The sequence below is a fragment of the Acinetobacter sp. YH12072 genome (assembly GCF_013419565.1).
Lineage (GTDB): Bacteria > Pseudomonadota > Gammaproteobacteria > Pseudomonadales > Moraxellaceae > Acinetobacter.
This window is the reverse complement of the sequence record NZ_VOZV01000044.1, coordinates 1-19189: the sequence shown is the minus strand read 5'-3', so window position 1 is coordinate 19189 and position 19189 is coordinate 1. Positions and strand designations below refer to the sequence as shown.

Sequence of the window (19189 nt, the reverse complement as noted above, 5' to 3'; positions counted from 1 at the left end):
ACAAAATGACACCAAATGAGTTTTACTATGATCAGCTACCCCAACAAAACAAGGTGGCTTAACTAGAGCGGAATATCACTTATAAATACGCTTTTAGTTGTTCAAACAAGTGGGACCACCTCTCTATTATTCTATTAAACGCCAAAATATGGATTTTCGCTTAAGAATAGATCCTACGACCTTTAAGGCCACAGACGACTTAGGACGAAAGAAACTTATTTTTTCTACGCTTTTAAGGAGTATAAATTTATTAAAAATTAAGTTTGAAAAAGTTCGCCCAAAACTTAATTCAAAAGTTTTTGAAGAGCTAGAAAGACTTAAAGAGGATGTACTAAATATTGCAAAAGAAGAAAGTTGGATTTAGCATTTAATTTGAATAAAAATATAAATTTTTTGAGCACTCATTTAATATAAAAATACTTTTTAATATTTAAATATCTGTTTTGACTCATTAACTCTTAAAATGAAAAAACTCAAATATTTAGAAACGCGGATTCAAATACCAAGTGCGACACATTTGTATTTAGTTGAAAAAGTTAGGTGTATTAGAATCATTAGACTTTTTCAACTCGCAATTGGAAAGCACACAATGAAGCAATACACCCAACTTTCTCAAGAAGAAAGATACGAAATTTATGCTGCTTTGAAAAGTAAATCTTCAATCTCCACCCTTGCCAGAGAGCTTGGACGTTCCCGATCAACCATTTATCGTGAGATCAAAAGGAATACAGGACAACGTGGCTATCGGGCTAAACAGGCTGGGCATCTCTCCAGCCAACGACGATATCGATCCTCATCTCAGATGACAGATTTCGCTATAATCTACATCCGTTATCTGATTGCTCTGGATTGGTCACCTGAACAGGTTACGGGGGCTTTGAAACAACGTGGCTGGTTAGATGTCCCATCGCCTGAATGGGTCTATCAGTACATTTATCAGGATAAATCTAAGGGTGGAAAATTGCATCAGCATTTAAGACACCAGAAAACATATCGCAAGCGGGGTTATAAAAACACAGATCGTAGAGGTCAACTTGTTGATAGAACAAGTATTCATTGTCGTGATGAGGTCACTGAGAAACGTCAACGCCTAGGTGATTTTGAAGGTGATACTGTAATAGGCAAGAATCATAAGGGAGCATTATTAACCCTGGTTGAACGCAAGAGTCTGTATGTACATATTGTTCATTTGGGGCAAACGAGAACCACAGCTAAAACGATCTCGTGTGCTTTAGCATGTTTGCGTAGTAGTCATGCCTATAGTGTGACCTTTGATAATGGCAAGGAATTCTCAGAGCATAGGCGGATAACGGACGCAGGCATAGAGACTTACTTTGCAGATCCGTACAAGTCTATTCAACGAGCCAGAAATGAAAATACGAATGGTCTGATCAGACAATATCTGCCAAAATCCTCATCGTTTGATCATGTTTCAAAAGAGCGGATAGAACAGATAGAGACTGCTCTAAATAATCGTCCTAGAAAGACACTGGGCTGGTATACACCCAGTGATATTATGGCTGGTTTTTATACTGTTGCACTTGCCGCTTGAATCCGCCAAATATTAAAAACAAAAATGCCGGCATTGAGCCAGCATTTTGAGAGAAGCTAAATATTTAGCCTGCAATAACACCACCATCCTTGCGAGTGATGACCACCGTTGCAGAGCGTGATCGAGAAGTGGCAGATGAGTTAGTCTGTGAAGCTGGCCAATGACTGGTTGGTTTGTTGTAGGCCGGGGAATCTTCCCCAGGATGCTGTACATTAATGAAAATAGCTTTATAGTCCGGTGTCATGGTTACACCTGTAATCTCACAGTCTTTCGGACCTGTCAGGAAACGACGTAAAGTCTGATCTGTGACTTGAGCACCAACAATAGTTTCCTGCCCTGAAGAGGTGGTTGCTCGAGTACCATCTCCAACCTTACCAGGAAGTGCAGCCAGCATCATACAATTGGTCGTATCTGTATAAGCACCATCATCAGTTTGAATCCAGAGTACTCCGCGGGGATCAAACCACATACCATCTGGCGAAGACAGGTCATTATTATCATTTAAACCCGACAGGTTGATGTTCTGTGCCATTTTGGCTTCAGCACCAAACAGATAAATATCCCATTTGAACGTTATAGCTGTAGTCGTATCTGCATCTTCATGTAAACGGATAATATGACCATTCACATTACCTTTGCCACCTTCCGGATCGTTATAGTTACGTGGATTGGCAGCATCTAGCGCATGCGTGGTACCGCGGTTAGAGTTATTGGTCAGGGTAACATAGACTTCTCCATTCTCAGGATTGACCGCAACCCATTCCGGACGGTCCATTTTAGTCGCGCCTACGCTATCTGCTGCTAGACGAGCAAAGGTCACGACATCTGCCTGAGAACCAAAAGGATAGGCACTGTTCAACTCATTTAAACCGTTGCTACCATAACTCAGCTCAATCCATTGACCGCTCCCGTCTGCATTGAATTTGGCGGCATAAAGCTTGCCATGATCCATGTATTTATCTCCGGCTGCATAGCCCCTATTACGGTCTTTTTCGCTCCATTTGTAGTCAGAGACAAACTTATAAATATATTCTCCACGCGAGTCATCACCCATATAGAAAGCGAGATTATCGTCTTCACGCGCCCGACTGGCACGGCAATCCTCATGGGCAAAGCGACCTAAAGCCGTTCGTTTAACCGGATTTTGCCGGCTATCAACAGGATCAATTTCTACAATCCAACCGAAAGTATTCGGACCATTCCGGTAATCCTGACTTGCATCATCGGCAGTAACATCTGCACTCCAGCGATCATAAAGATCCTGAGGTTCAATTGTACCTACTGCAGATTCCCAGCCATAACGCGAGCTTGCACCTGCTTTTAAGCCATAGCGTTCCAGAGCAAGCTTTTCTTGCGGCACACGATTAGCATCATCAGTTTTGCTACGAACAAAATAACCAATAAAGTTTTCTTCAGTGGTGAGATAGGTACCCCATGGGGTATAGCCGTTGCCACAGTTGTTATGCGTGCCACGGGTTAATTTTCCACCTGGTGAAAAACGTGTAGATAGAAGGGCAGACCCACTCGCAGGACCTGAAATGCTCATGACAGTTGAAGCAGTAATACGGCGGTTATAAATTGAATTTTTGACAATTTCTACTTTTTGATTGGAATTGTCTTTTTTGATATGAACGATTGAAACACCATGCGCATTGGTCTCACGAATGACTTCATCTTCAGGGCGACGACCATCGACTTTTGTTGGACCTTGAGGATGTAAAAAAGTTGGATTGATATATTCGTGGTTCATGACCAGCAGACCGTGCTCAGACACAGTCGGGTCATAGCGGCCAGTAGCGATGTTCAAGCCAAAAAAACTCATTCCATCATGGCAGTCACCGGAACGGAACTGAAAGCTTGGTCCGTTCGGGATATTGTTATCATCCCAATCTGGATAGGCAGGGTTAATTGAATCTCCAAGTGCATACAGGACATTGGCTTCATAACCGTCTGGCACAGTAACGATGTCATTTAAGTTTTTGGCCACTGGCGTGAAGTTGAGTTGCTCTGGTTTTGTATTGGGATCAATAGCAGGCGGGTTTGGTGCGGTCTCGGTTGGCGGTACAATAGAATCATTATCGTTGTCCCCACATCCAGTCAAAGAAGAGGCAAGAGCCAATGCTGCAGCCCCACTTGCAGTTTTGGCAATCAAGTCACGACGCGATATGGATTGTTCTAAAATATCCCGAAAGTGATGATTGTCTGAAGTATTATTGTCCAATTCCTGATTTTCATCATAAGGTAGGTAATCTGTCATTGTTTTAATCCCACAACTAAGGTTTGATTGTTTTAAAGTCAGGAATAAATTAGCGTTTAAATATGACAGTCAGATGAAGCTAATACTGCATATTTATTAAATATCACATTGATTTATATGCTAAAAATAAAAGCAGCTAAAGCTGCTTAGAGAGTAGTTTTTTTATTTTGTGTTCTTTTTATTATTATTCAGTTATGTCTAGACATCACTTTTCTATCCATTTTCCTGCCGCCAAACCTAATTCAAATAATAACCACATTGGCACAGCGAGCATAATCATGGATAAGGCATCGGGTGGTGTCACAAACATGGCAACAAAAAAGCAACCCACCACAATAAACCGCCTTTTTTCCACCAAAGTCTGTGTACTGACAATACCAATCAGAATGAGTAATAACGTGATAATAGGAATTTCAAACGTAAATCCAAACACTAAAAACAGTTTTAAACAAAAGGCCAGATAACTATTGATATCGGTCATCGGCGCGACAGTCTCAGGGGATACGCTGATAAAAAAATGAAGGATAGAAGGTAAAGCGATTAAATAGGCAAAAGCAATACCAGAATAAAAAAGGACAATACTGCTGATGAATAGGGGTAAAGCCAGACTTTTTTCTTTTGCATATAATGCCGGCCTAATAAAAACCCAAAGTTGATACAAGATAAAAGGCATTGCAATGAGTAAAGCAATAAAAAAGTTCAATTTAAACGGGGCCATGAAAGTCGCAGTCACATCTGTTGCAATCATGGTGGAACTTTCCGGTAACTGAGCACGTAAAGGTTCCGATAACAGCTGATAAGTTTGGGTCGCAAAAGGCAATAAACATAAGAATAGCCCCAAAAGTACACCCACGATTTTAAAAAGATGCTTACGCAGAATCACTAAGTGTCTGGTAATTGGCATTTCTTCTAACTGAATTTTTTGTGTATTGTTACTGGTTTGAGTTGAAGGCAAAATACTCATACGGCCACCTTTATATCAGAATAATTTTTTTCTTGTTTTATAGCTCTATTGAGCTGGGTTGGCGGTAGATGGACAGGAGAAACTGGCCCATTAATCAATTGATAAGTCAGCTCATGGTCCAATACATATTGTTCTGAATTTTTAATGATGGGCTGATTCAGTACATTAATATTGGCCATTTGTGCCTGCATTTTGGTCTCTAATTCCTGAATACGTTTCAGCTCGCTTTGCATTTGCTCACGTAGTTCCGACAGTCGCAATTCACGGTCAAGATCATTTTGTATATTGCTGGCGACCCTTTTGAGTTTGGCCGACCATTTACCTATAAACCGTACCGCTTCAGGTAACTTATCCGGTCCAAGAACCAGCAAGGCAGTTACCCCAAAGACCAGCAGCTCAGTCATTCCAATATTGAGCATGGCAATACCTTAATTCTTGATTGAACTCTCGCTGGATTTAACTTCCGCATCAATATTGCGAGGCTGTTGAAGTTGGGCGGTCTCGGCTTCTTCTTCTTCACGGACAGATTTCTTAAAGTCCTTGATTGCACCACCTACATCTTTTCCTAGATTTTTTAGTTTAGAAGTACCAAAAAGTAAGATCACTACAATCGCAAAAATTAGTACATGCCAGATCGATAACCCTGCCATATTTCGTCCTCATTCAATCTTTTAAATTTATAGGGTTATCTCAACACTAAAAAATGACAAAGCTATGACGACTTGATGTCAATTTAAAGACAAGAATGGAGAAGGGAAATTTACAATGAGGTACTAACAACCAGTACAAAGTTAGTACCGGATTGATTCTGTTAAGGTATTATTTTTAATTCATTCAATCAAATAGTTAGCCAGCTATATCTAGCTTAATAATTTAAGAAAACTTGCAATTAAAGCTCTCAGTCATTTATCTATATCAATGAATTTATTATCATTTGTTATGTGTTTAACTTATGTTCACCTAAAGTCTAGTTCATAATTTTTTTTAATAAATAATTAATATTAATATTAAATAGTTATCTTAATAAAATCCGCAATTTTACTTGTGCAAGTTTATGAATCTACTATGCAAATTTAAATCAACATGCTTAAAATCACATTTTAATATCGTTATTGTCGATGGTGGTCAGGCTGGGCTTTCAGTGAGCCATTATTTCAAACTGGCCAATTCAAACACAATAAAGATCTTTAGATGAACAATTTCTATCTGCTACACAATAAAACCTTATTCAATAAAACTTTAGAGTTGAAGCAACAAATCAAATTTAAATCAGATTTGAAAAATAATTACGGTAGTTGCTGTCCTGTGGTAATAATTCTAATAAACGCTGTACCGCATCAATACGATCATGTGTTTGCCCAATAATCCGTAATAATTGATCGGTATCCTTTATTTGATAAATCAACTGGCTTAAACGGGCATCAAAACAATGTCTCCAAGTACTGAGTAAAGGGCTTTCTGATTTAGATAAAAAGCTACCTTTATATAGCGAGAATGTACTCGAAATAAGATTTGCATTTAATGATTGTTCAGCACGTAAAAAATCACATTGGACTTCACAGGTAAGCCTATAAATCCGAGCCTCAATTGAATGAGGTAATAGGCTACGAAGTTGTGAAAGCTCAGCCTTTAGGGTTTTTAGGCTGACATTACGCTCACCATAAAGGGCATAGTGTAACTCTTCTAAACCAATCCCGTACGGATACAAAGCTAAAATGCAAAGTATTTCAATTTGACGGTGAGTCAAGTTCAAAGTATGCCCATTAAATTGAACCCAGGGCGAACCTAGCGCTTTAATGTATAAAAAATTTTTCTGTTCAAATTTTATTGCTCGCTGTATTAAGTCTGCACAGCGTTCCACAGCAAGAATGCCTAGAGGGGTATGTTTTTTATATTTTGTGGAAAGATTGACAATGCCATGAAATTGACCTGAAGTCGGATCCCAGATAGGTGCTGCATAACAAACCCAATCACGAACGCTGTCCATTTGGTTTTCATGAGAATATACACAACTTGATGTTTGACTATTTAATGTCATACCAATCGCATTGGTCCCAACCGCCTGCGTTGACCAATGGCCACCTTCAATAAAATGTACCTGTTCAGCAGAAGAAAGCATCGCGGAACTACTCCAGGTCCATAACAGAGTACCATGGTGATCTGTAAGACCAATTGCCATATCGGAATCATCAGCAATTCTTAATAAATCGGCATAATTATGCTGAATAGAGCGGCGGAATAGGGAAGTCTGATCTTCTTGAGGCAAAGCCAAAACGGGTGCAGCCTGAACAATATGCTGATTAATTAAATGTGTTGTTTGCAGCTTTTTTGCTGGTGCTGTATTGAACAGGTTCATATCATATTCCTTTATGATTAGACTGTAATATCTTTAAACTTCAGAAATCAATTTCCAGATCTATACTCATTCAATCTTTTCTTTCGTGTACCAAATCATTTTTTCTTGGATTCGTTAAATAACCTTTTTTGGGTTTTACCAGCCTTTTAGCTACTTTAAAAGTGTTGTTATGGACTGGAAATGACTATTTTTATCTGAAGTGTTAATAAAAGTAACCATTATGTTGATAAATAGGATCCTTTAAATGATGAAAATGTCATTCACGCACGTAGGGCACAGGTACAGCCTCACCATAATACTGGCGGTCAGCAAAATAACTCGATCGCACTAATGGTGCACTCCAAATATTCTTAAACTCTAAGTGCTCTCCATGAGTTTGATAATGTTTAAACTCTTGCAATGTAACAAAACGATGAATTGGCGCATGTGATTTGGATGGCTGTAGGTATTGGCCGATTGTGACATAATCAATTTGATAATCTTTCAAATCATTTAATAACGCAATAACCTCAGCTTTAATCTCTCCTAAACCCACCATCAAACCACATTTCGTTGGGATATCAGGGCAGTAGTGTTTAAATTTCTTAAGTAAATTCAATGAATGCTGATAGTCAGCGCCTGGTCGCATGGCTTTATACAGGCGTGGCACGGTTTCAATATTGTGATTAAAGACATCAGGTGGATTTTTGCTCAGAATTTTAAGTGCAATATCTGCGCGACCACGAAAATCAGGAACCAAAACTTCAATCAAAGTGTCTGGACTAGTTTGACGAATTTCTCGAATGCAATCTGCAAAATGCTGTGCACCGCCATCTTTTAAATCATCTCGGTCAACGGAAGTAATCACAACATACTTTAAGTTTAGATTCTTCACTGTTTCAGCCAAATGCAGTGGCTCGTTAATATCTAAGGCATTAGGACGGCCATGCGAGACATCACAGAATGGACAGCGTCGAGTACAGATATCTCCCATAATCATGAATGTTGCTGTTCCACTACCGAAACATTGCGGCAAGTTAGGACAAGCTGCTTCTTCGCAAACGGTATGTAGTTTTTGTTGTCTTAATAAATCCTTAATGATTTGGACTTCCTCAGGTCGACTAATTTTAGTCCGGATCCATTCTGGCTTTTTCGGTATCGTTTCCGTTGGAACAACTTTAATTGGAATACGCGCCATTTTTTTAGCGCCACGTAGCTTCTTTCCAGTTAATACTGGGTTATTTAAATCCATTTCAAACACTCCGTCGTTTAAAATAATTAATATTGAGCCTGATATTAAATAAGCTGCTTTAAATGCATTAATAATATTAAAACAGGGCAAAAAACTTATCATATAAAACAAAGGTTGGTTAAAGGTTTGTTTTTGTATATAGCTGAATAATATTAAAAAATTTACAAATTTCTTAATTTTATAAACCATTGTTTTTAATGTTTATCTTATGTTTTTATGCATTATATTTTTTTAGTCTAATATGAAATTAAATAAAAATATTCTTATATAAATATACGATTTAAAAATCCAGTTATTCAATTTGGGATTTTCTTTTAAGCGTAGTTAATAAGGAATAAATATATGCAATTAACGGAAGAGCAATTGCTAGCAGCATACAAAAGAATGCGCGACATTCGTGAATTTGAGGATCGACTTCACGATGAAAACAATACAGGTGATATCCCAGGTTTCATCCATCTTTATAGCGGTGAGGAAGCTGTTGCCGTAGGGATCTGTGAAAATTTAACAGATAAGGACTTCATTACCTCAACACATCGTGGTCACGGACATTGTATTGCAAAGGGCTGTGACATTCACGCCATGATGCTAGAAATTTTTGGCAAAGATGATGGTTTGTGTCGTGGTAAAGGCGGCTCAATGCACATTGCGGACTTAGATAAAGGCATGCTCGGTGCAAACGGTATTGTGGGTGGTGGTCCACCTTTGGCTATTGGGGCAGCTTTAAGTGCTAAAACACTCAAAAATGGTGGGATTGGTCTATCTTTTACCGGTGATGGCGGTTCAAATCAGGGCTTAACTTTTGAAGCCATTAATATGGCTGTTGTGTTAAAGCTTCCTGTCATTTTTGTTTTTGAAAATAACGGTTTTGGTGAAGGTACTGCACATGATTATGCCGTAGGCAGTAAAGATATTGCAGGCCGAGCAGCAGGTTTTGGCTTACCCGCTGAAAAAGTAGATGGAACAGACTTTTTTGCTGTGTATGAAGTTGCACAAAAAGCCATTGAACGTGCCCGCCGTGGTGAAGGTCCGAGTGTGATTGAAACGGTAACCAACCGATTTTATGGACATTTTGAAGGTGATCCAGGGCTTATCCGTTCTAAAGAAGAACTGGATTATGTCAAAGAACATAAAGATCCATTGAAAATATTCCGCGAAAAAGTCAAAGACAAAATTGACGAAGCCAAGCTCGATGCGATTGACGCTCAGTCTAAAGCCAATGTAGACGATGCCGTTGCAAAGGCACGTGCAGCTAAGTACCCAGAAGTTTCTCAGTTACTTACCGATGTATACGTCTCTTACTAAAGGAATAGTAGAAAAATGCCAAATAAAAGTTATCGAAACGCGATTAAAGAAGCAATTGAATTAGAAATGCGCCGAGACCCAAGTGTCATTGTGGTCGGTGAAGATGTTCGTGGTGGACATGGTGGTAAAAATACCGATGATAATAAGCTGGAAGGTTTTGGCGGTGTACTTGGTGTAACCAAAGGCTTATGGACTGAATTTGGTTCTGAACGAGTCATTGATACTCCAATTACAGAATCAGCGATTATTGGTATGGCGGCAGGTGCTGCTGCAACGGGTTTAAGACCTGTGGCAGATTTAATGTTTATGGATTTTTACGGCGTGTGTTATGACATGCTGTATAACCAAGCAGCTAAATTTCGCTACATGTTTGGCGGCAAAGCCAAAGCGCCACTCGTTGTACGTGGCATGATTGGTGCAGGTTTTTCCGCAGCAGCGCAGCATTCTCAGTCGCCATATAACGTGTTTGCCTCAGTGCCTGGTTTAAAAGTGGTGGTGCCTTCAAGTGCCTATGATGTAAAAGGGTTGTTGATTCAAGCCATTCGAGATGACGACCCAGTAGTCTTTTGTGAACACAAGTTGTTGTACGACATTAAGGGCGAAGTGCCAGATGAGTCCTACACTATTCCTTTTGGTGTCGCAAATTACACCCGTGAAGGCACAGATATCACCATTATTGCCTTAAGTTTGATGGTGCATCGTGCCAATGAAGTCGCTGATAAGCTCGCAAAAGAAGGCATTTCGGTTGAAGTGGTTGACCCTAGAACCATTTCACCATTAGACGAAGATGGCATTTTAGAGTCAGTAGCTTCAACAGGTCGTGTGGTGATTGTAGATGAATCAGCAGCACGTTGTGGTTTCGGACATGATGTGGCTGCGCTTATTGCCCAGAAAGGCTTTCATTATCTTAAAGCACCAATCGAATTAGTCACTCCACCACACTCACCCGTACCATTTTCACCAGTACTAGAAAAAGAATGGCTACCTAGTGTAGAACGCATCGAACAGGCTGTACGCAAGACGTTGGAGGCTTAGGATGAGCGAAATTAAAACTTTAGAAATCCCAAAATGGGGTTTGTCCATGGAAGAGGGTACGATTGCCCAATGGCTGATTCAGGAAGGTACCCAATTTAGTAAAGGACAGGAAATTTGTGAAATTGAAACCACAAAAATCGTCAATGTATTGGAGGCACCTTTTGATGGCCTGCTACGAAAAATTATTGCTAACGATGGTGACACACTGGTCGTAGGTGGAATCATTGCAATTTGTGCAGACGCCCAAGTTTCCGATGCAGAAGTTGAAGCATTTGCACAGTCTTTAGGTGGAACACCTGCTGTAACTGGAAATAAAGCGGTAGCAGCGGTTCCTGAAAAAGTCGATGTGGCTCAAGTTGAAACCAAAGTACAAGCTGCTCCTAAACAGAACAGTGTTGGTAATGGATCAAAAGCGGTGACTCAGGGCGGATATTCTATTCCTGATGAGTTACAAGGCTACCAACAAAGTGATGATATTTTTGCAACGCCACATGCCTTGAAATTGGCTGAAAAGCATAATGTAAACTTGGCTCAGATTACGGGTTCTGGACGTGAAGGCCGTATCAGTGTTCAAGATATTCAGGCCGCAGTTCAAGCTGCTGGTGGTTCTTGGCCAGATGTACGTCATCAAGCTAGTACGAAAGCCGCGAAATCTAAAGCAGATGATAGTGATGTTCTAGCAACACCTGTTGCTCGCCGTTTGGCAAAACAATGGGGCATTAATTTGCATGATTGTCGTGCATCGGGTTCACGTGGACGAGTCTGTAAGGAAGATGTTGAAGCTGTATATCAACGGGAAAATCCTGTACAAGCTCAACATACTGAGTATGCGCATCCAACAGAGTCAGCAAAATTCACCACCGTAGCTATGAATGGTATGCGTAAAGCAATCGCTGCACGGCTACAAGCGGCAAAACGCAATGCACCACATTTTCGCTTAACGATAGACTTAAATGTTGAGTCGGTTCAGGCTTTGCGTCAGCAAATTAACAGTACTGTACCGCAAGTCAAACTGTCCATTAACGATATGCTGATTAAAGCTGCTGCTGCTGCACTGATTAAAGTTCCACAAGTTAATGTTCAGTTTGATGAAGAGAATCAGCAGATTTTACAGTTTGAACAGGCTGATATTTCGGTTGCTGTAGCCATCGAAAATGGACTGATCACGCCAATTATTAAAGCAGCGAACCGTAAATCTTTGGCGCAAATTTCCAATGATATGCGTGATCTGGCGACACGTGCCAAAACTGGAAAATTGGCACCTGATGAGTTTCAAGGGGGCAGTTTCAGTATTTCCAATTTGGGCATGCTTGGTATTCAACAGTTTGATGCCATTATTAACCCGCCTCAAGGTGCAATTCTAGCCTTAGGTGCAGCAGAGAAACGTGCTGTAGTTGAAAATGATGAGATTGTTGTTCGTGAAATGGTGACCGCAACATTGTCTTGTGATCATCGTGTCATTGATGGTGCGTTGGGTGCTCAATTCTTATCGGCATTTAAGCAGTTTGTCGAAAATCCTGCATTAATTTTGGTGTAGGAGGAATAGTCATGTCAGATACACAATTTGATCTTGTGGTTATTGGTGCTGGTCCTGGAGGATATGTCGCTGCGATTCGCGCAGCGCAACTGGGATTAAAAACGGCAATCGTTGAAAAACAACACTTAGGCGGAGTATGTCTTAATTGGGGATGCATTCCAACCAAGGCATTATTGAGCGGGGCTGTGCTTGCGCAGCAGTTCAAACATGCAGGGCAGTTTGGCTTTACGCTTAACGCGATTGATTTTGATATTCAAAAACTGGTCCATCATAGCAGACAGGTTTCTGAGCAACTGGTGCAAGGTATCGGTCAACTATTGAAAAAAAATCAAATCACTGTTTTTAACGCAGCAGCCCAGTTTATTGCCAAAGAGCAATTAGAGCTTACAGATGCGAATGGTCAAAAACAGCAGATTTCTGCACCGCATATTATTGTCGCAACAGGCGCACGTGCGGCCAATTTGCCTCATATTCCTGTAGATGGCCATCAGGTCTGGAGTTATAAAGAGGCTTTAGTTCCAGAACAATTACCAAAATCTTTACTGGTCATTGGTTCGGGTGCTATAGGCAGTGAGTTTGCAAGCCTATACCAAGACTTAGGCTGCCAAGTCACCTTGGTTGATATTGCAAAGCAGATTCTTCCTAGCGAAGACATTGAAGTTGCGAAGTATGTACAAAAGCAATTTGAACAGCAGGGTATGCAGGTTTTAACCGAAGCGACTGTAAAAAAAATAGAAACTGATCAGGCTCAAGTACATTGTCATATTGAAACTGCCACAGGTGTACAAATCATTACTGTTGAAAAGGTGCTTTCAGCTATTGGCGTGAAACCAAATGCTGAAAATCTTGGCCTAGAAGCTTTAGGTGTCGAATTAGAGAATGGTTTTATTAAAGTCGACTCATGGTGCAAAACTAATATTGTGGGCGTATATGCAATTGGCGATGTTGCAGGCGCACCGTGTTTGGCACACAAGGCCAGTCACGAGGCTATTCTTTGTGTGGAGAAAATTGCAGGTTTAGATCATGTACATGCTTTAGATCGTACACAAATTCCGGGCTGTATTTTTACCCATCCGCAAGTGGCCAGTATTGGTTTGACAGAACAGAAAGCGAAAGCTGCGGGCTTGAATATCAATGTGGGTAAGTTTCCTTTGCAAGCCAATGGTAAGGCATTGGCTTTGGGTGATAGCGCAGGATTCATTAAAACTATTTTTAGTCAGGAAACGGGTGAATTGTTAGGTGCTCACATGGTTGGACATGAAGTTACCGAACATATTCAGGGTTTTGCCATCGCAAAATACCTAGAAGCGACGGATGAAAGCTTAGCACAGGTCATTTTCCCTCATCCTACTTTGTCTGAGGCGATGCATGAGTCGGTCTTGTCGGCGATGCAACGTGCAATCCATATTTAAGGAGTCGCAACATGCCTAGAGGTTTAAACAACAAAGTTGCTTTAATTACGGGTGCGGCACAAGGCATTGGACGTGGTATTGCCTTACGTTTAGCACAAGAAGGTGTACATATTGCCTTGGTCGATCTTCATCAAGAAAAGTTAAATACTGTTCAACAAGAGGTTGAAGCCTTTGGCGTAAAAGCCACCACATTTATTGCGGATATTTCAGATCCAATACAAATCAGTGACGCTATTAATCATGCAGAATCGACACTTAATGGCTTTGATATCATGATTAATAATGCAGGTATTGCACAAGTCAAAGCTTTGGCAGAAGTAACGCCGAGTGAATTTAACCAAATTATGAACATCAATGTCGGTGGTGTACTTTGGGGGATTCAAGCCGCAGCAAATAAATTTAAACAACGCCAACAGGCTGGAAAAATTATTAATGCATGCTCAATAGCAGGTCATGAAGGCTTTGCTTTACTCGGTGTTTATTCGGCAACGAAATTTGCAGTTCGTGCATTGACGCAAGCTGCGGCTAAAGAATATGCTAGTGTTGAAATTACTGTAAATAGTTATTGTCCGGGTGTTGTTGGTACAGACATGTGGGTCGAAATAGATCAGCGGTTCTCTGAAATTACAGGTGCACCAATTGGTCAAACGTATAAAAAATATGTAGATGGTATTGCTTTAGGACGTGCTGAAACACCAGATGACGTGGCTGCATTAGTTGCATTTTTAGCCAGCGAGGATGCAAACTATATTACAGGTCAGTCTATTTTGACAGATGGTGGAATGGTTTACCGTTAATATCAACATAAGGAATACACAATGAAAGCAGCTCGTTTTTATGACCGAGGGGATATTCGAATTGAAGATATCCCTGAACCGAAAGTACTTCCAGGCACAGTTGGAATTCAAGTTGCATGGTGCGGTATTTGCGGTACAGATTTACATGAATTCATGGAAGGCCCTATTTTTATTCCACCTTGTGGTCATCCACATCCAATTTCGGGAGAATCTGCACCTGTAACAATGGGACATGAATTTTCAGGCGTAGTTTATGCAGTTGGTGAAGGTGTAGACGATATCCAAATTGGACAACATGTCGTAGTTGAACCCTATATTATTGCGGATGATGTCCCGACTGGCCCCAATGATAAGTATCATTTATCAAAAAATATGAACTTTATTGGTTTAGGCGGACGCGGTGGTGGTCTTTCTGAAAAAATTGCAGTTCAGCGGCGTTGGGTACATCCTATTTCAAATGATATTCCTTTAGACCAAGCAGCATTGATAGAACCTTTATCTGTCGGTCATCATGCCTATGTCAGAAGTGGCGCAAAAGCTGGCGATATCGCACTGGTTGGTGGAGCAGGCCCAATAGGCTTACTTTTATCTGCTATTTTAAAGGCTAAAGGTCTTACGGTTATCATCACTGAACTGAGTGCAAAACGTAAAGAAAAAGCGATAGAGGCTGGTGTTGCCGATTATGTATTGGATCCATCTCAGGTTGATGTGGTAAATGAAGTAATGAAAATTACTCAAGACCGCGGTGTAGATGTTGCTTTTGAATGTAGTAGTGTCAATAAAGTCATGGATACACTCGTTGCAGCAATGAAACCAACTGGTGTAGTCGTTATCGTTTCTATTTGGAGCCATCCTGCCACAATTAATGTGCATAGTGTGGTGATGAAAGAGCTAGATATTCGTGGCACGATAGCTTACGTCAATGACCATCAGGAAACTATTCGTTTGGTTGAGCAAGGTAAGATTAATCTAGAACCTTTTATTACCCAACGGATTGCATTAGATGATCTTGTTTCTAAAGGCTTTGAAACATTGATTCATAATAATGAGTCTGCTGTAAAAATTATTGTTCATCCGTAGTAACGCCTAATTTCAAAGACAAATTTGAATAAGCTAGAGATAAACTCTATGTAGCTATTTTTAATATTTATAGCGATAGGAAATGAGTCTGTATTTACAAACTCATTCTCATAATAGTGATTGGAAAACTCTATTTTTTAAGAAGAAATTGACAACACATAATGTATAATTTAATTTATATCAATATTAATGAATTTAATACCGAAATTCGTCTATTTAACATAATCAATATTATACGAAATCAAATTGTTAGAAACCATTTAAAGTGTCTATATTCTCACCAATAAAAATGTCTAGTTTATGATGGTCAGACCATCATGGACTGGATATGAATATAGATGCTGATCACTATGTCTGACAAAGAAATTCAACGTCTTGCTGTTCTCCAAGATGTTCGAGATCAACGTATTACTCAAGTCCGTGCTGCAGAACTTTTAAATCTTTCAACACGTCAAATCACTCGGTTATTACAGAAGTTTAATCAAGGTGGTCTGGCCGCTTTATCCCATGCAAGCCGAGGTCAGCCTGGACATCATCGTCATGATGACTTGTTAAAATCAAAGTGCCTTTCCATTATTTCTGAACATCTGCTGGGATTCGGTCCTACTTTGGCTCATGAGAAACTCAGCAGCATGTTTGCTCTAGATATTCCTGTAGAAACGCTGCGTCGATGGATGACAGCCAATGAACTCTGGATTCCTCGATCCAAGCGTCTGAAACGCCCATATCAGCCTCGATATAACCGGGATTGCTTTGGTGAATTGATCCAGATTGATGGTTCATATCATGATTGGTTCGAAGGTCGAGCTTCGAAATGTTGCTTGCTGGTTTATATTGATGATGCCACAGGTAAGTTGTTACACCTGCGCTTTTGTGAGGCTGAAACCAGCTTTGATTACATGCTTGCTACCAGAGCCTACATTGAGCAATACGGCAAGCCTTTAGCCTTTTACAGTGACAAACATTCTGTATTTAGAGTCAACTAGAAATCTAGTCAGGATGTACAACTGACGCAATTTGGCCGGGTTCTGAACGAATTAAATATCGATATTATCTTTGTCAACTCCCCACAAGCCAAAGGCCGTGTAGAACGAGCAAATAGAACACTGCAAGATCGGCTGATTAAAGAAATGCGGTTGGAAGGTATTGGCTTAATTGCTGAAGCCAACGCATGGTTGCCCTGCTTCATTGAGCATTTTAATCAGAAGTTTGCCAAATGTGCGAGAAACCCAAAGAATTTACATCGCCCTTTGACTGAATCTACGACTGATTTAGATGATATTTTTACTTGGCAAGAACCACGTAAAGTGACCAAGAACCTTACCATCACGTACGACAAATGTATTTATCTACTTGAGCCTACACCACAGAATCGTAAGTTAGTTGGGCAATATATTTTATTTCTAGAATATCCAGATGGAACGATCGCCTTCATGCATGAAGGACGAAAGCTCAACTACAGTATCTTCAATAAATTGGCGAAATTACAACAGAATGCTGTCGTTGAGAATAAACGTTTAGGTGCTGTATTAGCCCATATCCAGCAACAGCATGAAGAACTGGAAAAACAGAATAAACGCTCAAGAACAAATAAAAATACACCGAGCCGTAAAGATCAAAAAGCTGTCATTGAACAAAGAAAGTTAAATCCTGTCCTTGACTCTCTGAGTTAAAAATAGGACATTTTAAATGGTTTATCGCATAGACATTTTAATTGGTGAATAACAAAACATGTAACTCCAAAATAGAAATGTCCGCTTTTTAAGAAATTGTGTGATTTTATTTGCATAGAAATCCAAGTTACTTACGATTCATCTAAGCTTAGAGGGCAATCTCATCTTAAATCTTTATTTTTTTACTAAAATAATAATATAATGCTTAGAACAACACCTATTATTCTATTTTAATATAAATATGGATTATTACTGTACACTACAGATCTTTCAAGATAATGAATGGTCAGATTGCGCGATCGTCGAGCTTATAGACAGCCATGAAGCTGGCTGGAGAGCATCGACCCGTACTTCCTATCTTTTCGAGTATGCAATCTCGCATATGGACGTGAGAGATGGACATGCGCTTTCGTATCAGTTTCCAGTCAATGTCCAAAATAACTTACAAAAGCAATGGCCAGCATTTTTGATGGATCTTTTGCCTCAAGGATACGGCCGTAAAGAACTGCTGAATCAATTAGATTTTTCCGAAAATATGCAGGAACAGGCAGACTGGTTTTTGCTAAAAGCAGGAGCAGGTAATCCCATTGGCAACCTCCGAGTGAAAGAAGCTTTTGAATGGCTGCAGGCGCATTTCCCGGTGCAAGAGAATGTGGGTTTTAGCCTAAGCGAAATCATTGAAAGAAAAGAAAAATTTATAGAATCGCTGGCCTCCTATGGATTATTTGTTGCAGGTTCTTCTGGCGTTCAGGGTGAATGGCCAAAACTATTACTAACCCAAGGCCATGATGGGTTATTTTATCTGGATCATACCCTTTCAGATGAAATGGCAGCCAAACACTGGCTGGTTAAATTCAGCCGTGGCAATGATCAAAGTCTGGAAAGCATCCTGCAGCATGAAGCACTTTATATGAAGATTGCCCAGTATCTGGATTTAAGGGTTTATGCTGAGCTGGAATTGCATGGCAAAACCCTGTTTATTCCAAGATTTGACCGGAAAATTGTAGATAACAAAGTAGACAGAATTGCACAGGAAAGCCTTGCTTCGTTGAGCAATAAAGCAGGCTTTGGGGTAAGAATGACCCATAATCAGGTATGTGCTTTACTGATGGAATGCTGTACAGATCCTAAACCGGAAATTTTCGAATATTTGAAACGGGATTTAGCCAATGTGGCTTTAGGCAATAAAGATAATCATACCCGCAATACAGCGATTCAACGTTTTAATGATGGAACCATCCGACTCTCTCCCCTGTTTGATTTCGCTCCAATGTGGTTACATCCGGATGGTATTGCACGAACTACCCGCTGGGAAAAAGATGATCATGGCGGCATGCCAATATGGCGCTCGGTGATTGAGCAGATTACAGAACAAACGGGCATTGAACATCAAGAAATCCAGTCAGAATTTGTCAAGCAATTGCCTCTTTATCAAGGATTAATGGCTGAAATGCACAGACTGCAGATCTCTGAGGAAATTTTGCAGAATAGTCAGTACCGGATTGAAAATATATGCCAGCAGATTCAGGAGCTAGCCCATGGATAAGCGCTATAAACCGATGACCGCGATTGAGCAGATGAAAAAACGTCATGAAGTATTAGAGATGATTAATCACAATCCTGACTGGCCATTTTATAAAGTTGCGCGTTATATCCGTACTGAGCTGCATCTGACCTTAAATGAAATGGCTAAAATCACAAAAATAGCACCTCAGACTTTGCAGAAAATGGAACAACCCGATAGTAATCCGACTCTGGAATCAATGATGAAACTCTTGAATACCTTTGGTCTAAAGATTATGATTCAATCCAAGTAAAAAAATATAATCGTGGATTCAAATCCCAAGTGCAACACATTTGTAGTTAGTTGAAAAAGTTAGGTGTATTCATAGAATCATTAGACTTTTTCAACTCGCAATTGGAAAGCACACAATGAAGAAATACACCCAACTTTCTCAAGATGAAAGATACGAAATTTATGCTACTTTGA

The 19189-nt window shown here is 40.0% G+C and carries 16 protein-coding genes and 1 pseudogene; 11 read left to right on the top strand and 6 right to left on the bottom strand.

The annotated features are described in order from the left end of the window. Positions 1-97 precede the first annotated feature (97 nt). Both FTU19_RS14420 and FTU19_RS14415 read left to right on the top strand, forming a co-directional pair. Positions 98-364, top strand: a complete 267-nt coding sequence (locus tag FTU19_RS14420; RefSeq protein WP_180131713.1) for a hypothetical protein — start codon at positions 98-100, stop codon at positions 362-364. A gap of 225 nt (positions 365-589) precedes the next feature. Beyond that, entirely contained in the window at positions 590-1552 is a 963-nt protein-coding gene (locus FTU19_RS14415) for an IS30 family transposase (protein ID WP_180052755.1), read from the top strand. 64 nt (positions 1553-1616) lie between these two features. Here FTU19_RS14415 and FTU19_RS14410 read toward each other — a convergent pair whose 3' ends face one another. The 6 genes from FTU19_RS14410 to lipA form a co-directional block, all read right to left on the bottom strand. After that, on the bottom strand, positions 1617-3809 hold the full coding sequence (locus FTU19_RS14410; RefSeq protein ID WP_180131710.1) for a PhoX family phosphatase: 2193 nt from the start codon (positions 3807-3809) through the stop codon (positions 1617-1619). Between the two features lie 205 nt (positions 3810-4014). Further along, entirely contained in the window at positions 4015-4773 is a 759-nt protein-coding gene (gene tatC / locus FTU19_RS14405) for a twin-arginine translocase subunit TatC (RefSeq protein WP_131269211.1), read from the bottom strand. Next, positions 4770-5192, bottom strand: coding sequence for a Sec-independent protein translocase protein TatB (tatB, locus tag FTU19_RS14400; RefSeq protein ID WP_131269210.1), 423 nt, complete (start codon positions 5190-5192; stop codon positions 4770-4772). Before tatB ends, tatC begins: the two co-directional genes overlap by 4 nt. A gap of 9 nt (positions 5193-5201) precedes the next feature. Further along, the gene (tatA, locus tag FTU19_RS14395) at positions 5202-5423 is read right to left on the bottom strand and encodes a Sec-independent protein translocase subunit TatA (protein WP_180052757.1); all 222 of its coding nucleotides are present in this window, start codon (positions 5421-5423) and stop codon (positions 5202-5204) included. 614 nt (positions 5424-6037) lie between these two features. After that, positions 6038-7129: a transcriptional regulator gene (locus tag FTU19_RS14390; protein ID WP_180053092.1), complete on the bottom strand. Its 1092-nt coding sequence runs from the start codon at positions 7127-7129 to the stop codon at positions 6038-6040. 256 nt (positions 7130-7385) lie between these two features. After that, positions 7386-8360, bottom strand: coding sequence for a lipoyl synthase (gene lipA / locus FTU19_RS14385; protein WP_180053093.1), 975 nt, complete (start codon positions 8358-8360; stop codon positions 7386-7388). Between the two features lie 342 nt (positions 8361-8702). Between lipA and FTU19_RS14380 the strand changes: the two genes are divergently transcribed. The 9 genes and pseudogenes from FTU19_RS14380 (at position 8703) to FTU19_RS14340 (ending at position 19016) form a co-directional block, all read left to right on the top strand. Next, the gene (locus FTU19_RS14380) at positions 8703-9665 is read left to right on the top strand and encodes a thiamine pyrophosphate-dependent dehydrogenase E1 component subunit alpha (protein ID WP_075166713.1); all 963 of its coding nucleotides are present in this window, start codon (positions 8703-8705) and stop codon (positions 9663-9665) included. Between the two features lie 15 nt (positions 9666-9680). Further along, positions 9681-10700: an alpha-ketoacid dehydrogenase subunit beta gene (locus FTU19_RS14375; RefSeq protein WP_048881927.1), complete on the top strand. Its 1020-nt coding sequence runs from the start codon at positions 9681-9683 to the stop codon at positions 10698-10700. 1 nt (position 10701) lies between these two features. Further along, the gene (locus FTU19_RS14370; protein WP_166139588.1) at positions 10702-12237 is read left to right on the top strand and encodes a 2-oxo acid dehydrogenase subunit E2; all 1536 of its coding nucleotides are present in this window, start codon (positions 10702-10704) and stop codon (positions 12235-12237) included. Positions 12238-12248: 11 nt separating this feature from the next. Then, entirely contained in the window at positions 12249-13649 is a 1401-nt protein-coding gene (gene lpdA, locus FTU19_RS14365) for a dihydrolipoyl dehydrogenase (protein WP_166139586.1), read from the top strand. Between the two features lie 11 nt (positions 13650-13660). Beyond that, on the top strand, positions 13661-14446 hold the full coding sequence (locus FTU19_RS14360) for an acetoin reductase (RefSeq protein ID WP_108619593.1): 786 nt from the start codon (positions 13661-13663) through the stop codon (positions 14444-14446). Between the two features lie 21 nt (positions 14447-14467). Next, entirely contained in the window at positions 14468-15526 is a 1059-nt protein-coding gene (locus tag FTU19_RS14355; RefSeq protein WP_005105897.1) for a 2,3-butanediol dehydrogenase, read from the top strand. 338 nt (positions 15527-15864) lie between these two features. Further along, positions 15865-17199 (top strand): annotated as a pseudogene (locus FTU19_RS14350) (ISNCY family transposase). Positions 17200-17440: 241 nt separating this feature from the next. Then, positions 17441-18745 (top strand): type II toxin-antitoxin system HipA family toxin, encoded by a 1305-nt coding sequence (locus tag FTU19_RS14345; RefSeq protein ID WP_180131708.1) that lies wholly within the window; start codon positions 17441-17443, stop codon positions 18743-18745. Then, the gene (locus FTU19_RS14340; RefSeq protein WP_166139582.1) at positions 18738-19016 is read left to right on the top strand and encodes a helix-turn-helix domain-containing protein; all 279 of its coding nucleotides are present in this window, start codon (positions 18738-18740) and stop codon (positions 19014-19016) included. The genes FTU19_RS14345 and FTU19_RS14340 overlap by 8 nt, the downstream gene beginning before the upstream one ends. Positions 19017-19189: the final 173 nt, after the last annotated feature.

Coding starts and splice junctions, on each gene's coding strand:
- tatC (WP_131269211.1), bottom strand. CDS start 4,773: ATGAGTATTTTGCCTTCAACTCAAACCAGTAACAATACACAAAAAATT.
- lpdA (WP_166139586.1), top strand. CDS start 12,249: ATGTCAGATACACAATTTGATCTTGTGGTTATTGGTGCTGGTCCTGGA.
- FTU19_RS14390 (WP_180053092.1), bottom strand. CDS start 7,129: ATGAACCTGTTCAATACAGCACCAGCAAAAAAGCTGCAAACAACACAT.
- FTU19_RS14340 (WP_166139582.1), top strand. CDS start 18,738: ATGGATAAGCGCTATAAACCGATGACCGCGATTGAGCAGATGAAAAAA.
- FTU19_RS14355 (WP_005105897.1), top strand. CDS start 14,468: ATGAAAGCAGCTCGTTTTTATGACCGAGGGGATATTCGAATTGAAGAT.
- FTU19_RS14345 (WP_180131708.1), top strand. CDS start 17,441: ATGGATTATTACTGTACACTACAGATCTTTCAAGATAATGAATGGTCA.
- tatB (WP_131269210.1), bottom strand. CDS start 5,192: ATGCTCAATATTGGAATGACTGAGCTGCTGGTCTTTGGGGTAACTGCC.
- FTU19_RS14380 (WP_075166713.1), top strand. CDS start 8,703: ATGCAATTAACGGAAGAGCAATTGCTAGCAGCATACAAAAGAATGCGC.
- FTU19_RS14415 (WP_180052755.1), top strand. CDS start 590: ATGAAGCAATACACCCAACTTTCTCAAGAAGAAAGATACGAAATTTAT.
- FTU19_RS14360 (WP_108619593.1), top strand. CDS start 13,661: ATGCCTAGAGGTTTAAACAACAAAGTTGCTTTAATTACGGGTGCGGCA.
- lipA (WP_180053093.1), bottom strand. CDS start 8,360: ATGGATTTAAATAACCCAGTATTAACTGGAAAGAAGCTACGTGGCGCT.
- FTU19_RS14410 (WP_180131710.1), bottom strand. CDS start 3,809: ATGACAGATTACCTACCTTATGATGAAAATCAGGAATTGGACAATAAT.
- FTU19_RS14375 (WP_048881927.1), top strand. CDS start 9,681: ATGCCAAATAAAAGTTATCGAAACGCGATTAAAGAAGCAATTGAATTA.
- FTU19_RS14370 (WP_166139588.1), top strand. CDS start 10,702: ATGAGCGAAATTAAAACTTTAGAAATCCCAAAATGGGGTTTGTCCATG.
- tatA (WP_180052757.1), bottom strand. CDS start 5,423: ATGGCAGGGTTATCGATCTGGCATGTACTAATTTTTGCGATTGTAGTG.